At 44.7% G+C, this 15,309-nt stretch carries 13 protein-coding genes; 3 read left to right on the top strand and 10 right to left on the bottom strand.

Features of this window, described 5'->3' with window-relative positions:
- Positions 1-24: 24 nt before the first annotated feature.
- On the bottom strand, positions 25-1,620 hold the full coding sequence (locus GVO62_RS15150) for an isocitrate lyase (protein ID WP_120961413.1): 1,596 nt from the start codon (positions 1,618-1,620) through the stop codon (positions 25-27).
- Positions 1,621-2,007: 387 nt separating this feature from the next.
- On the opposite strand from GVO62_RS15150, the gene GVO62_RS15155 reads away from it, so the two are divergent.
- The 3 genes from GVO62_RS15155 to glsB all read left to right on the top strand — a co-directional run bounded on the left by GVO62_RS15155 (position 2,008) and on the right by glsB (position 5,710).
- Positions 2,008-2,970, top strand: coding sequence for a chemotaxis protein CheV (locus tag GVO62_RS15155; protein ID WP_159119955.1), 963 nt, complete (start codon positions 2,008-2,010; stop codon positions 2,968-2,970).
- Positions 2,971-3,212: 242 nt separating this feature from the next.
- Complete coding sequence (locus tag GVO62_RS15160) at positions 3,213-4,679, top strand: alkaline phosphatase (protein WP_159119956.1); 1,467 nt, start codon at positions 3,213-3,215, stop codon at positions 4,677-4,679.
- A 122-nt stretch (positions 4,680-4,801) separates the two neighbouring features.
- Positions 4,802-5,710 (top strand): glutaminase B, encoded by a 909-nt coding sequence (glsB, locus tag GVO62_RS15165; RefSeq protein WP_159120011.1) that lies wholly within the window; start codon positions 4,802-4,804, stop codon positions 5,708-5,710.
- Here the strand turns inward: glsB and GVO62_RS15170 are convergent.
- The 9 genes from GVO62_RS15170 to GVO62_RS15210 form a co-directional block, all read right to left on the bottom strand.
- Complete coding sequence (locus GVO62_RS15170) at positions 5,707-7,197, bottom strand: lipocalin-like domain-containing protein (RefSeq protein ID WP_236547191.1); 1,491 nt, start codon at positions 7,195-7,197, stop codon at positions 5,707-5,709. The two genes, glsB and GVO62_RS15170, sit on opposite strands and share 4 nt — an antisense overlap.
- Positions 7,194-10,130: an FtsX-like permease family protein gene (locus GVO62_RS15175; RefSeq protein ID WP_159120013.1), complete on the bottom strand. Its 2,937-nt coding sequence runs from the start codon at positions 10,128-10,130 to the stop codon at positions 7,194-7,196. Before GVO62_RS15175 ends, GVO62_RS15170 begins: the two co-directional genes overlap by 4 nt.
- Before the next feature lie 119 nt (positions 10,131-10,249).
- Positions 10,250-10,930 (bottom strand): ABC transporter ATP-binding protein, encoded by a 681-nt coding sequence (locus GVO62_RS15180; protein WP_159119957.1) that lies wholly within the window; start codon positions 10,928-10,930, stop codon positions 10,250-10,252.
- Between the two features lie 141 nt (positions 10,931-11,071).
- Positions 11,072-11,773, bottom strand: a complete 702-nt coding sequence (locus tag GVO62_RS15185; RefSeq protein WP_105931615.1) for a VC0807 family protein — start codon at positions 11,771-11,773, stop codon at positions 11,072-11,074.
- 46 nt (positions 11,774-11,819) lie between these two features.
- Complete coding sequence (locus GVO62_RS15190; RefSeq protein WP_159119958.1) at positions 11,820-12,359, bottom strand: rhomboid family intramembrane serine protease; 540 nt, start codon at positions 12,357-12,359, stop codon at positions 11,820-11,822.
- A 21-nt stretch (positions 12,360-12,380) separates the two neighbouring features.
- The gene (locus GVO62_RS15195; protein WP_159119959.1) at positions 12,381-13,547 is read right to left on the bottom strand and encodes a glutathionylspermidine synthase family protein; all 1,167 of its coding nucleotides are present in this window, start codon (positions 13,545-13,547) and stop codon (positions 12,381-12,383) included.
- Between the two features lie 2 nt (positions 13,548-13,549).
- The gene (locus tag GVO62_RS15200; RefSeq protein ID WP_159119960.1) at positions 13,550-14,218 is read right to left on the bottom strand and encodes a DUF1190 family protein; all 669 of its coding nucleotides are present in this window, start codon (positions 14,216-14,218) and stop codon (positions 13,550-13,552) included.
- A gap of 10 nt (positions 14,219-14,228) precedes the next feature.
- Complete coding sequence (locus tag GVO62_RS15205) at positions 14,229-14,645, bottom strand: DUF350 domain-containing protein (RefSeq protein WP_105931619.1); 417 nt, start codon at positions 14,643-14,645, stop codon at positions 14,229-14,231.
- Between the two features lie 16 nt (positions 14,646-14,661).
- Complete coding sequence (locus tag GVO62_RS15210; RefSeq protein ID WP_159119961.1) at positions 14,662-15,306, bottom strand: YjfK family protein; 645 nt, start codon at positions 15,304-15,306, stop codon at positions 14,662-14,664.
- Positions 15,307-15,309: the final 3 nt, after the last annotated feature.

The raw sequence follows: 15,309 nt of genomic DNA on the forward strand, positions 1-15,309 counted from the left end.
CGTTTAACTCTTTACCTGTTCGCGTTATACGTCAAACTGGTTCATGGTGTTGTCTTCACCAGATGCTTTCAGTGCACCTTCACCAGAGAAGTACTCTTTGTGCGTGTCACCTAGGTCTGAACCTGCCATCGCCTGGTGCTTAACGCACGCTAGACCTTGACGAATTTCTTGACGCTGAACACCGCGTACATAAGCAAGCATGCCTTCTTCACCGAAGTAACCCTTTGCAAGGTTGTCAGTAGACAGTGCTGCAGTGTGGTAAGTAGGTAGCGTGATAAGGTGGTGGAAGATACCCGCTTCACGTGCTGCATCAGCTTGGAAGCTCTTAATCTTCTCATCAGCTTCTGCTGCAAGTTCGCTGTCATCGTAGTCAGCAGACATCAGTTTTGCGCGGTCGTAACCAGAAACGTCTTTGCCTGCTTCTGTCCATGCGTCAAATACTTGCTGACGGAAGTTAAGCGTCCAGTTGAACGATGGAGAGTTGTTGTATACCAGCTTAGCGTTTGGAACCTGTTCGCGAATAGCGTTAACCATTTCAGCGATCTGACCAACGTGAGGCTTTTCAGTCTCAATCCAAAGTAGGTCAGCACCGTGCTTAAGCGACGTCACACAGTCAAGTACTACACGGTCAAAACCTGTGTTGTCTTTAAAGCGGAATAAACCGTTTGGTAAGCGCTCAGGCTTAACAAGTTTGCCACCTTGCTTAAGCACTAGGTCGCCTTCAGTTAGGTCTTCCACACCCGCAACATCAGTCGTTTTAAGGAAGGCGTTATACTGGGCAGCTAGGTCACCTTCAGAGGTAGACACAGGAATTTTCTGAGTAAGACCAGCACCTAGTGAGTCAGTACGTGCAACAATTACACCTTCATCTACACCTAGTTCAAGGAATGCATAGCGTACTGCATTGATTTTTGCTAAGAAGTCTTCATGTGGAACCGTTACTTTACCGTCTTGGTGACCACATTGCTTAGCGTCCGATACTTGGTTTTCGATTTGGATACAGCACGCGCCAGCTTCAATCATTTGTTTCGCAAGTAGGTATGTTGCTTCTTCGTTACCGAAACCTGCGTCGATGTCAGCAATAATTGGCACTACGTGAGTTTCGTAGTTGTCTATTTCTGCTTGGATAGCCGCTACATCACCGCCATTTTTCTTTGCGTCGTCTAGTTTGTGGAAAAGGTCGCCCAATTCACGCGCATCTGCTTGGCGAAGGAAAGTGTAAAGCTCTTCGATAAGTGCAGATACTGATGTTTTTTCGTGCATTGATTGGTCAGGAAGAGGACCAAATTCAGAGCGAAGTGCTGCTACCATCCAACCTGAAAGATAAAGGTAGCTTTTGCTTGTAGTGCCTTGATGCTTCTTAACAGAAAGCATTTTTTGTTGGCCTACGAAACCATGCCAGCAGCCAAGTGACTGTGTGTACTGAGACGAATCTGCGTCGTATTCAGCCATGTCTTTGCGCATGATACTTGCTGTGTAACGAGCAATGTCTAAACCTGTTTTGAAACGGTTTTGAACCTTCATGCGTGCAGCGAACTCTGGATTAATGCCTTCCCAAGTTCCGTTTTGTGCTGCCTTTAATGTGGCGAAGTTATCAATGTCTTGTTGATATTGCGACATGAGCGTCTCTCCCGACTATAATTAAAATACTTAACGTTGTTTATGTTTACGCTGTAGGGCGTTCCCGTTGATTCCATTTCATCCTAGTGCCGGAATTGGAATAATAGAAATATATATTTTGCATTGCGGTCATTTATTTTGTGAATGTATGGGGTGTGCAGGGGCGTACAATGGCGTACAGGGGTGTACAGTGGCGTACATATATTAGCAAGTACGATGTTATGCACAGTAAGCGGTAGTTGCTGTCGTTTGTTTAATCAGTCTATTAGCTAAAAGGGTAATGGTATTGTGTGAGAAGGCAGGGTAAATTTCCGCGAGCAAATACGGCGGTAACATGCCTGCAATATTTTGGCTAGCTAATTGATATTAAGATAAAAAGTGGGTTTTATGAGTAGCAGTGTACTGTCGTCAGTTGATCAAAGAACCAAGCTAGTTGGTGAAAACAGACTAGAGCTTTTGATGTTCCAGCTTGGAACACGGCACGTTTTTGCCATGAATGTCTTTAAAATTAAAGAAGTCATTAATGTTCCAAAACTTAACATCATGCCTGGCTCTCACCATAATCTCAAAGGCGTGATGAACTACCGCGGTAGCTCAATTCCTATCATCGATTTACGACAAGCTATAAAAATGCGCGGTACGTCTACCGAAGAAACGGCGAAGAACGTGATCATTACTGAATACAATAGAAGCATTCAGGGTTTTATCATTGGTAACGTTAAAAACATTGTTAACACCTCCTGGGGCTCTATTCAGCCGCCTCCTTCAGCAATCGGAAAGTCAAACTATTTAACCGCCATAACTCAGGTGAATATTGAGGGTAAACAAGAGCTGGTCGAGATAATTGACGTTGAAAAAGTATTAGCTGAAATCATTGATTACGACACATCTATCTCTGAGGAAGTACTGGACAAAGAAATAGTTAACCACTTTGTGGGCAAGAAAGTGCTTATAGTGGATGACTCCAGCACCGCAAGAAAACAAATCAAAGATACCTTGGAACAGCTTGGTGTTACCATTATTGAGCGTAAGAACGGCGCTGAAGCGCTTTCATTGCTGAAGAAATGGGCTGATGAAGGCAAAAATCCTACCGACGAGATATTACTCATGTTTACCGACGCTGAAATGCCAGAGATGGACGGATATAGGCTGACATCAGAGGTGCGCGGCGATCCAAGAATGAGTGATTTGTTTATTGCGCTTAATACGTCCCTAAGCGGCAGCTTTAACGACGCCATGGTAGAAAAAGTGGGATGTAATCGATTTATTTCAAAATTCCAACCAGATATGCTTGTTGACGTTGCTCAGCAGCGCATGCGCGAATATCTTGAGTCTACCAACAATAAGTAGCCCTTTTTTCCCTTTCGTATTTTGACCTCCTAGCGTTGCCAGATGAACCTTTAGTCATCTGGTGGCGCAGCATTTTTATCCAAAAGCTTTGAGCATCTTGCCTGCCTGCATTACACTACTATTTTCTATCGCTTAACAAACATAAGTGCACATTAGCGAATAGTAGCGATAGCACCGATTTTTGTATCTGCACCCGATTAAAAGGGCTTTTAGATACTTTTAACTTACTCAGGGAAGTTTAAATGATTAAACAATTTGTTCGCACATCCGTTTTAAGCTGTGCGTCAATCGCCGTTTTAGCGGGTTGCGGTATCACTGAATCTGCAAATCAGCCTGCCAGCCCAAATAGTCTTTATCCACAATCTGTACCGAAGAATATTATTATGGTTGTTGCAGACGGTATGGGGCCTGCCTACACAACGGCATATCGTAATTTTGTTGACGATCCTTCAACACCTAAGATAGAACCCGTTGTGTTCGACGATATCTTAGTTGGCAATGCATCGACTTATCCTGCTCAAGTTTCTGGCTATGTAACAGATTCAGCCGCAGCGGCTACTGCATTGGCTACTGGCGTGAAGTCATATAATGGTGCAATTGGCGTTGATGTAAATAAGCAGCCTGTAAACTCAGTGATGTATCACGCGAAAAGCAAGGGTATGCGAACTGGTTTAGCGGTGACTTCTCAAATTGTTCATGCGACGCCTGCTTCTTACATCGCTCACAATGAAAGCCGTAAGAACTATAACGAAATTGCTGAAGATTTTTTCGATGTTCGCGCCGATGGAAAGTTCGTTGCTGATGTAATGCTGGGTGGTGGAACCTCATACTTTGAACGTGAAGACAGAGACATCTTGGCCGAGTTTATTGATGCGGGCTACGAATATGCTGATTCATACAACCGCCTAGCATCAGTACCTGCAGGGAGTAACGTATTGGGCTTATTTGCACCTGTAGCGCTGCCTGCAGTGCTTGATGATAAGCGTAAAAATCGCCTTGAGTACCTAACGCAAAATGCCATCAAGCATTTAGAAAACGATAACGGATACTTTCTTTTAGTTGAGGCAAGTCAGGTAGACTGGGCTGGTCATTCAAATGACATCGCTTCTGCTATGGCTGAAATGCACGACTTAGCGCTTACCATGGAATATCTACGGGATTACGTTAAAGCTAATCCCGACACCTTGGTCGTGTTAACTGCCGATCACAGTACCGGCGGTTTAACGATTGGTGCTAATGGCGACTATCGCTGGAGCCCAGAGCATTTGAAGTCAATGTCTGCATCAGTAATGACTATTGCTCTTGAAATGGCGAACGAAGAGAATCCTGGCGAGTTTGTTGCGAAAAAGCTAGGTCTTTCTTTAAGTGAAGAAGAGCTTGCTACCCTTGATAGCGTATCTAACCAGGATGATAAGACACGCTTCATGGCTGTGAAGACCTTTTTAGATACAAAAACTAACACAGGCTGGACCACTGGCGGCCATACTGGGGTAGATGTTGAAGTATTTGCTTTCGGTGCGGGGTATCAATCGTTCATGGGGCAAATAGACAATACGGATATTGCGAAGAAAATCTTCAGCTTTATTGATAAAAAGCAGCCGGTACAGATCGCGCCTCCATCGAAGAAAGTATCTACTAATATAGAGCTTACGTCTGACGAAGATGATGACGGCCAGTGTAATTTTAAAGAGGACTGGCACTGCAACTAGTTAATGCGATAGCTTCTTTGATTTAAGAAGTATCTTGTCATAAATAAAGCGCCGACGTTATATAACAGGCGCTTTATTTTTATCAGCAAAAAATGAGGCTATAACAGAGAATGGAAAACGAAATGCTGTCGTTACTTCAAGATATCTTTGAAGAAGTTGAACCTATGTTGGGAATGGGAAAGGTTGCTGACTACATTCCGGCTCTGGCGACGGTAAACCCACGACAATTTGGTATATCAATTTGTGACACCCAGGGGCGAATTACGTCAATCGGCGATGCCAGCGTGCCTTTTTCTATTCAAAGTATCTCGAAGGTTTTCAACTTAGTGTTAGCTATTAATCACTATGGAGAAACCATGTGGGATCGCGTGGGATGCGAGCCCTCAGGTCTGCCGTTTAACTCGTTAGTGCAGCTAGAATATGAAAATGGTATTCCACGAAACCCTTTTATCAACGCCGGAGCGCTGGTGGTTAGCGATATGGTGCAGTCTCGTTTTGCTTCCCCCTTCATTGCCATGCGAGACTTTGTAAGACGCTTAAGTTGTAACGGTGAGATTGTTGTTAATAAAGTAGTAGCAGAATCTGAATTTGAGCATCGCTCTCGCAACGCGGCAATGGCTTATTTGATGAAAGCCTACGGTAACTTTGAAAATGAGGTGGAGGATGTGCTTAGAAACTACTTCCATAACTGCGCACTGGAAATGAGCTGTGAAGATTTGGCGCGCTCTACCAGTTTTCTCGCTAACGCAGGTTTTTCTACTTGCGCCAACGAACAAGTGCTTACGCCTTATCAAACTAAACAGGTGAACGCCCTGTTAGCAACCAGCGGTATGTACGACGAAGCAGGTAGTTTCGCATTCAAAGTGGGGCTGCCAGGTAAAAGCGGGGTAGGCGGTGGCATTGTTGCCGTTGTACCTGGCCGTTTCTCAATTTGCGTATTTTCACCAGCGCTTAACAGCGTAGGTAACTCCCAGCTAGGCGTTGCCGCACTAACCTCGCTTAGCGAACGCATAAACTGGTCTATCTATTAATAGCCTGTCAACTCCATAAAGCCGCTTCCTGAGTGGCTTCCCTTTACCTGAACTCGCCCTTCGTAGTAGGGGAAAACACTGTCATTCCACTGATCTTTCTTAAACGCAGAGATAGTCACGTCGATATCCTTTGAAGGGATCTTTATTTGCCAATGAGAGGGAACAACATGGCGGCTATTCTCACGTTGTATCGTTGCATATTTTAACGGGGAGATAAAAATGTCATTCTGGCTCAGAGTCTCTTTATTTCCATTCTCAGTGATGTAGCTGGCGGTTATGTAAACCTCGTTTACGAGGTTTTCGCCATGCTTGTCGTTATCCTTACGTACTTTCTCGCTCTGGTTAGCGGCGTGCATGCGAAAAGCCATCAACTTACTGCCATCGTTTAAATGAAGCGAAAACCAATCCCATCCCATGGCTTGATTATTGGCTAGATGGCTTGTCCACTCATGGTCGAACCAACCGTTTCCTTTTACCTTTATCGCTTTACCGTCAACGTTAATAGCGCCCTCTGCCTGAATAAAAGGCTGACTGTAATAGTACGAGCGCAGACGCCCGTCCTCGGTCTTTTTGCTGTAGCCTTTTTCACCATGCTTAATAAAAGGGCCTGAAGTGGTGAGGTTCAGCGATACAGCTACGGCATTATCGTTGAGCTTGTGAGCACTGGTTAATGCAGCAGGTGATGATGCCTGTTGGTTTTCTTTTTCAGGTAGGTCAGACATTACTTGCTTAGTTTGCCCAAATGCAAAAGACAGTGTGGACGGAAACATGCTTTCGCGTTTGTTGTTGTCATCTATATCTTTTGTTGAGCTTTCCCATACCCAATCGTCTATGGCTGCGCTGAACGGTTGTGAGCGAACATAAGCGTTGCCTACGCCGCCAGAAGCGAAGCGTTCTTCGAAGTAATGAGCGTTTGCGGTATAAAGTGATGCATGTCCCATCCACTGCTGCCCGTTTGACCAGCTACTACTTGTGGCATCGATATGAGCATCGTCACTGGTATTAAAGCGAAAGAGAGTGTATTGAAGGCCGATTTCATCGCCAGTTTCGCTTTCCAATACGAAAGTTAAATACCACCATTCAAGCTGAAAATCAGGATGGCTTTTGTGATCAGAAGGCAACCGTAAGGGCTTGTTGCGCTCTACAGAGGTAAACCGAGCGCTAGTTTCCATGTCTCCAAAGAAGCGGTTGGGTGTGTTATTCACTTCATTATTTATACTGTCCGGTTTCTTTACAGTGTTATCCGCTGTATTGAGACTAGCTTCTGTGTAGGAGGTATTTTTACCACCGGTTTCATTTTTCATCGTTTCATCGGCGGGCTCGCTGCAAGCCGTTAATAAACAGCACGCAGCGATAATTCCAAGCAGTGCTGAAGATTTTATCTGTTTTTCCTCTTTATCTAACAGGCTTACGAATAACTTTTTCCATTGCTTTAGATAGTGGTTTAACAGTTGTAATGACAGCTTTTTAGCATGATTTAGCGTCATAGCTGAACCTCCTGCCTTAAGTCGATTTTTGGCTTTAACTTGCCCAAAGGAAGCAGCAGTACCAGCGATACGATAAGCAGAGACAAGCCCACGCTAGATACAATGACTTGTGCGTTAATGGCGAGCGGGTATGTCCAGTTAAACGCGTATCTGTTTACTAAGTTGATAAATACATACGCCAGATAAATACCAAAAGGTACGGCAAGAAGTGCAGACATAAAGCACAGCAACATGTACTGCATAAAGAGTGCAAATTTCACCTTGATTTGGCTTACTCCAAGGGCTCTAAGTACCGATAGCTGCGCCGCGCTGCCCAGGGTTAATACCGTCAGTGAAACTGCAAAAGCAATGCCTGCAACTAAAAGCGTTGTAATATTTAGGCCATCGGTCAATACAAAAGTCCTATCAAAGGTTTGCATAGAGATATCTAGTAAATTTTGCTTGGCATACAAGGTGTATTTACCTTGCATTTGGGGCTGTGCATCCAGCATTTTTTCTACTTCAGCTTTAAACTTAGCGTCGTTTGAATTAAGAGGCGTCGATGATCCGTCGCTAATATCACCGCCATAACCACCGCCCCTCTCTTTATTCTTTCCAGTGAACTTGGCTTCAGGTCTATCGGTTTTAACCGTTGGATAGATTGCCATTACGCCAGAGTACAATGCGTTTTTAACTACATCATCCTGCGTAGCAAAGAAGGGCAGGGGTACCAATACTTGACCGTTCAGATTCCCATAATCAGGGTAAATGCCGAGGACTTTCCACGTAGGCATTGTTGAAAAGATAGTTGAACCTACCTCTGAACCAGCCTGTGCTATTTGATCATTTAGCGCAGCGTTGTCCGATGTTTCTGACTGACGAAATTTGATACTCGAAATAGCCAACGTATCACCTAGCGCTATGTCATGCTTGTAGGCAAGCTGTTGATTGATAAAAATACCTTCGCCGTTAATGAATTTTTGCCACACAGAATTAATCGCTTTGTTTCCCTTTAGTCCATTCTGTGGTGACGTGCTTTTTTCTGGATTCGGCACTAGGCCTGACATTGGGCCTGACATTGAACCCGAAACAGTGCTTGAAACTGTTTTAAGTACTGAATCTAACACTAGTGCTTTTTTGCCGGTGTCGTGAACAGGGTAGCTACTTATAGATATCTTTGTGGGCGCATCTACCCTGCTTATTGCGCCCCCTCCGTTTCCAGCGACGCCTATGATTTTTCCTTCTACTTTCAAAAGAGGTGTTGTGGTCATGGAGGGTAAAAGCTTCACCCTTGAAAGAGGCTGGTTGGTATATAAATAGAAGGGGGCGTAAAGCCTTTGGGTTAACCACTGCTCGGTTGCGTTTCTGAAACTATCCGTCATGGTATTCATGCCAATATTGGCGGTAAGGGCGATGAAAAAAGCACATACTGCAAGGCGGGTTTTGCCCGATAATGAATGCATATTGGCAATAACATAATAAAACACCGGCCACTTTTTGGGCGTAATGCCTGTTAGTGCTTTTGCGATAATTGGAAGCCATAATAGTACTAGCACACAGCTAGATAGCAGAAGCAGTGCAACGAAGAGAAGTGCAGAAGCGGTTGAGGTGACAACCTGCTCTACAGCGAAGAGCAACAGGAGCGTAAACAGTGTTGAAGTCAGAACAAATAAAAGAGAAGCGCCTTTCGTTTTCTTCACTCGATTAACGGTCAAAGCCTTTGAAAGCTTTGATACCGGTACGAGTGCAAACAGGGCTAGCGAGAGAAATGTTACGAATAGCGCCAGGCCAAACAGCGAGAGCAAATTAACATCGGGGTTCACAAACACCGCGTTAAACAGCGACGTAAAAGTACCGCTGATTACCGGAGAGAGCAAAGTCGCGGCCTGAAAGCCTATAAACATTCCAATAGGTATGCTCATCAGACAATACAAAAGGAGTTCTGTGAATAAAGCACTCGTTAATATTGTGCTTGAAATACCCAACTGACGAAAGCGAATGATGTTAGGTAAGCGTGTACGGTACATTAAATTAAGCGCATTAAGCACGATGAATAGCGCTACTACCCCCATAAGTCCACTCATCGCCCACAGGTTTAAACGAAAGCTGTCGGGTAGAGAGCCTGTTTCATTTGTGGAACCTGAAGTCGTCACCGAGACGGGTGTACCAAGAACCGCCTCTATATCTCTAACGTCTTGCGTTTTGAGCGCAGTTAAAGCAATTAACCCGGCAAGTGGAAATTGCCCATCGTTTAAATTAACACCGGCTTTATAGAAATCGTCAATTGGAATCACCAGCGTATCTTGGGGAACCAGATTGGTAGTGCTGGCAGCTATAGTCGCAGGCCAGAAAAGTCGTGTTTCGTTACCTTCTGCTGACTTTATTTGCGGCGGCACATGGTGGCTATGGCAATTAAGCTTCGCGCTTGTGGCGGGATGTAGAAGCCCATTTACTGCAAAAACATCAAACGTATCTGAGGCTGAGCGCTGTGAATTCGATGGCTTTGGACTAAATATCCGTCCGTTACTTTTCAATGAAGCTTGCGAAGAGGACATTGAGTTTTGAAGTAAAGACATGTCAGGCACCGAAAAGCCTCGCATCCGGCTTCCCAGAAATGGCTGGGAATCTATACCTAACAGCGTAATCGTCGAATGCTTTTTGGTTTCCTGAGCTTCGTTTTTCTCGCTGCTACAGGTTAGCGTGATATCTCGTGTAGTAAATGCAATAAGCTGAGTAAAACCACTTCTTCGCAATAACGAATACTGCTCTTTGGTGAAATTTACCGCCTTGTCAGCTGGCGTAACAAGGCTATTGGTTAAAAGGCTTTGCTTATTTTGCAGCAGCTCACCCTGCGTGGCGCCCTCGTTTATCAATAGAACGGTAATTAACCCTGTATTTGCCAACACTATTGCAAAAATAATAAGCAACGGCTCCCACGAGCGCTTTTTCGCCATAGCAAAGAGAGCTAAGGTAGTGAGCAATAAGGTACGCAACCGTTTCTCCTTTTACTTGCTGTTTTGGTGCTTTATTTTGGTGTTGGATGGCTTCGCAATGTCATGGACTACATATCGGTTTAAACAAACGTGTCTTCAGACTCAGCGTTTGCTAGTACACCTTTATGCAGTCTCATAACTCGGTCTGCTCGTTTGGCCACATCACGACTGTGCGTAACTACCACTAACGCGGTATTAGTATTCTTACAGGTTTGATAAAGCAGATCCGCTACGCTCTCGCTGGTGGTTTCATCTAAGTTACCTGTAGGCTCGTCGGCTAGCACAAGGGAAGGGCGATGCACAAGGGCACGGGCAATGGCACAGCGCTGCTGTTCACCACCAGAAAGCTGGCTAAGGGGCTTTTTGGAAAGTGCTATAATACCTAGCTGCTGCATAAGCGCTTGCTGATAGCCTTTATCGTAATTTCCTTTAAGCCGTGCTGTGAAAGCAATATTGTCCCATGCGTTAAAGCAATCGAATAAGTTAAAGCTTTGAAAAACAATGCCCAGTTTGTTTTTGCGAAACCCATCAATGTCGTGAGCGTTATTTGTACGTTTCGTAATAGATAAGTTGTCGATGAGTATGTCACCGCTATCTGGCCTGTCGAAACCAGCGATTAGCGATAGCAACGTTGACTTTCCGCAGCCAGATGCGCCCTGAATGCTTACTGATTCAGCGCTATTTAATGTAAGTTCAAGATTGTTTAGCAGCGGCTTTTCTGAGGCAGAAAATGATTTTTTCAACTTGTTTATAATCAGCATAGGCAGGTATTTTTATAGTCTATAAGCGCCGACAATACTCAGCAGTAAACTCTATACGTATGGGGGAGGTATTAGGCTTAAAAGGCGTAGCTGTTTTAGAGAAACAAAAAAGGGGCGGTGAGCCCCTTAGTAGTAAACGCATTACTGATTTATAAAATTGTCGAGTTCTTCGCCAGTAATCTTTTTAATTTGCGCAAACAAATACCAAAGGGCAGCAATAAGCAAAATCATGCTCGGAATGACAATCACTGGATAGCTGAGCGCAGTCATTCGACCAAGTTCTTCGGTATAAGCGGTCGTGCCCGGTTCACTAACCAAAATCATTTTAGCCAGTATGTAGTTAAGCGCCGATGAAAGAAAAAAGGAGCTGGCAACGATATAAGAGCTAACCGCTACTTTCTTTTTAAATTCGCTCTGTTTGTTTTTGGCATCTAGTACTTGGTTAAGATGAGGCCAGTTGATAATTTGGTCGTTTAGGATGAGGATCTTAACCAAAGGCTTATTGGTGTATTGAGTAATGAGTACCGCAATGCCGATAAGACCCGGTATCGCCGCTTCTTTAATCGCAATGTATTCAGCAGGAAGTTTAAGTAAACTGAAGCCGCCAGTGAGCAGCACGCTGATAATACCTAGCACAGAAAAGCCGTTGACCTTTCCAGATTCTTTTAAGTCCCATAACCCATAGCCAATTGGAAAGCTTAATGCAGCAACAATGCTCCACGCTGGGCCTAAATAATCTTCAGAACTTGCATAGCTCATCAGAACCACGGGAATAACAATGTTAAACGCTAGGTTGCCGAAAAAGCCTTGGTTTTTTTGAGTCGGTTCTTGTACTGCTGACATATCTTCTAATAACGTCTTATCTTGTGGCCAATTATACGTGAACTAATTAGCGTGCCCAGTGCCATGCGGCAAATAAGCCACCAAGAAAGCCAAATAAATGATATTCAAAGGAAATAAATTTCGATGTGGGAAGTACGCCAACTAGCATTCCGCCGTAAAGCGCAGCAACCACGAGTGAAATAAGTAAATACCGCACTTTATTACTACGAAAGCCAGCCAATACGAGGAAGCCGAAATAGCCATATACCATACCACTTGCGCCGATATGTGTTGCCGTTCTGCCAAATAGCCACACACCCAAGCCACCTATAATAAGTGCGCTGAACGTGGCAATAATAAAGGTGCGCTTTCCCCATTGCATGGTTAGCCACATAAATAATAATAAGGGAACCAAGTTTGCCATTAAATGGGTTGGCGTACCGTGAAGAAAAGGGGCTGTAAAAATATAGGGTAATGTTGATAGCGTGCGCGGCACTACACCAAATTGGTTGAGTGCATTACCGGTAAGCAGGTTGGCAGCTTCTATTACAATTAACAGTGCTCCTAGCGTTAGCAGTACGCGAATTTGAAAAGAAAGCGGCTTCATCAAAAGGGCCCCTAAAATAGACTACAGAATAATATGAGGAAGGTAGCGAGAAAGATCTTGAGTAATAGCAGACGCATCTTCCCTTACCGAAATACCCGCTGGCATGTCATCTACCAACCAACTCCCTATAAGCGTATGATTACCTTCAAAAACGGGTAAAGGTTCAAATGCTTGAACAATAAAGCCTTCTTCACCATACGGGCCTTCGCTGAGCACATTTTCAATGCCACTCTCAATCATAGATACATTGGCGCCTTCTCTGGAAAAAAGTGGCTTTTTAATCCATTTTCCAGACAGACTCTTTGCGCTTATTTCATCTGAGAAATAAGAGGGGAGAAGGTTGGGATGGCCCTCAAATTTTTTCCAGAGCTGAGGCAAAAGCGCCTTATTAGAAATTACTGATTTCCATGGCGGCTCTATCCAATTAACCTGAGCATCTTCTAATATGTCGCCAAATTCTTCGCGCAGCATAAATTCCCAAGGATAAAGCTTAAAGCAATCTGTGATGGGGGCATCCTGAAGGTCAGTGAAAACGCCAGTGTCCGCCAAGCCAATATCTTCAATGAAAGTAAAGTCGGCGCTTAGGCCAGCCTCCTTTGCGCAATCTTGAAGGTACTGCACGGTTCCGCGATCTTCTACGGTATCTTTGCAACACGCCATGTGTATCTGATTGATATTGTAATGAAGGGCTATTTCTCGAAAACGGTGCACCAGTTTCTCTTGCAAGCTGTTAAATTGGTCGGCGTGCAAGGGCAGCTTTCCCCGGTCTACGTTTTGCGATAGCCACAGCCACTGCCAAAAGCCTGACTCATACAAGCTGGTGGGCGTATCTGCGTTGTTCTCTAATAATTTTGCAGGCCCCTTGCCGTTATAAACGAGATCAAGACGTGAATATAAGCTTGGTTCTCGCTCACGCCAGCTATTGCGTACTAAGTCCCAATGCTGTTCTGGGATGCGAAAGCGAGTGAGTAATTCCTCACTATTCACCACATCCTCGGTAACCGACAAGCACATTTGATGTAGCTCGGCGGTAGGATCTTCAATATCGTTTTCGATTTGCGCTAGCGTAAATTGGTAGTAGGCGCTCTCATCCCAGTAGGGTTCGCCATACATGGTATGAAAATGAAAACCGAACTCGTTGGCCAGTTGCTGCCAGCCTTTGCGAGGCTGGCATGGCATTCTAAACATAGTTATCCGCCCCAGCCGCCTTTACGGCTGCTGCTGCCCCAAGAAGATTTAGCACGCACGCTGCTGCCAAACCCGCCTCGTTTCATCGTGCGGTTCACTGTGGGCTTAGGCTTATAAACATCCTTATTTACGCGGTAATTTCTTTTTCGTATATCACCGTCGAAGACATAGCCGTCTGCGGTTATCCAGCGTGAACGAAACGGTGAGTTATACGAATACGACGTGTATAAAGGTTGAGAGTAATAACGACTTGGTGAAAGCAAAGAACTCACCATATAGCCCGCCATAAATGGCATAAAGAAGCTACCACCACCATTATTCACTTGCTGGCACTGATTAGGACCGAATTCGTGTTCGCAGTCATATTCAGAACTAAAGCGCGGGCTGGTGCGCATGGCCTCGTCTACCGCCGTTTGGTAAGCCGCTTCACAGCGCTCTACAGCGCCAGGGTAGTCTTGTTTGCAGTCTTCTAGTGAAGTGTAAATAGTGGCATCTTCTTTTTCTGCGCCACAACCGCTTAAAATAACGCTGGCGACACCCAACGCCAAGGGCTTAACACTAAAGCCTTTTCGCATGCGACTAAGGTCAATGTGCTTGGTACGCTTTAGTGCTGGCTTTTCACCTTGCATACTTTCATGAAGGTTAAGCGGAGTATTTTGTTTATCAGTCATCGCTGCCCCCTTAATAGGTCATGCAAGCGGCATTTAATAAGCCAACGGCAATAGACATGCTGGCAAGCATCACACCTGCCGAAACTTCATTGTTGTTGATGCGCTCTGCGATTTTTGGCATGAAGCTAAAGCGTAAGATGGCGAAGGCGAGAGATTGCGCAACAACAGCGACCAGCGCCCAAATAGCAAAATCTACCACGGCAACGGAGTTTGAAGCTGCGCTACCTAAAGCGATGGCAAAACCAATAATGGCACCGCCGAAACCGATAGCGGCAGCGACGTTCTTATCTTCTTTAACCAGCTTCCATTCATCGTGGGGGGTAACTAGCGCATACACGAGTTTAAAGATAAACAGAAAGACAATCGACAAGCCAAAGTAAAGCGCAAAGTTATCTAAGCCTGCCAAAGACTGCATTATTGTATCCATAACTATTCCTTTTTAATTAACCGTTTATCGTGATATCGGCAGGCTCTATATCGAAACCTGTAGAGACCACCAAACATCTGTCTAAATTATTACCCACTTGTTTTTCTTCACCTACAACAAGCAGTGTTTCTACTCTATTATTTTCAATAGGCCGCTCGTAAAGCATCATAAACTGGTCGGTTTTACTTACATCACCATCTTCTTCATAAGTGGTTTCGGTTACCGCTACTGGGGGAGATTCGTCACCTACTGCGCCCCAAACACGGGTAAACACCTTGCCATCTAGCTCATAGGTAGGCTGGCTAATGACGTTTTTCAAGCAATCGTTCCACTGGGCAGTATTGCCAATGGTTTTTGTTTCGTAAAAGTGCCATAGCTTAACATCAGTAACATGGTTTTCTGATAAGCCGCCATCGGTAACGACCTGTAAGAAGCCGTCGTCATCGGTATAAAATCGAAGTAGGGTACCGCCAGTATCTAGCGGTGCTTCGCCAACTGCTTGAATAAGCTGGGAGCGTGCAGCGCCTTCTATGGTTAATTCTGGCTCTAAAAGGGAGAGCTTTAAATTATCCAATTCAAAGGAACCACCAAGATAAAGCCCCATGATTTCAGGCGCTTTAGGCTTTTTGGGTTCCGCTTTTTTAAATAGCTTACTAAACATATC

The sequence above is a fragment of the Alteromonas sp. KUL150 genome (genome assembly GCF_009811475.1).
Lineage (GTDB): Bacteria > Pseudomonadota > Gammaproteobacteria > Enterobacterales > Alteromonadaceae > Alteromonas > Alteromonas gracilis.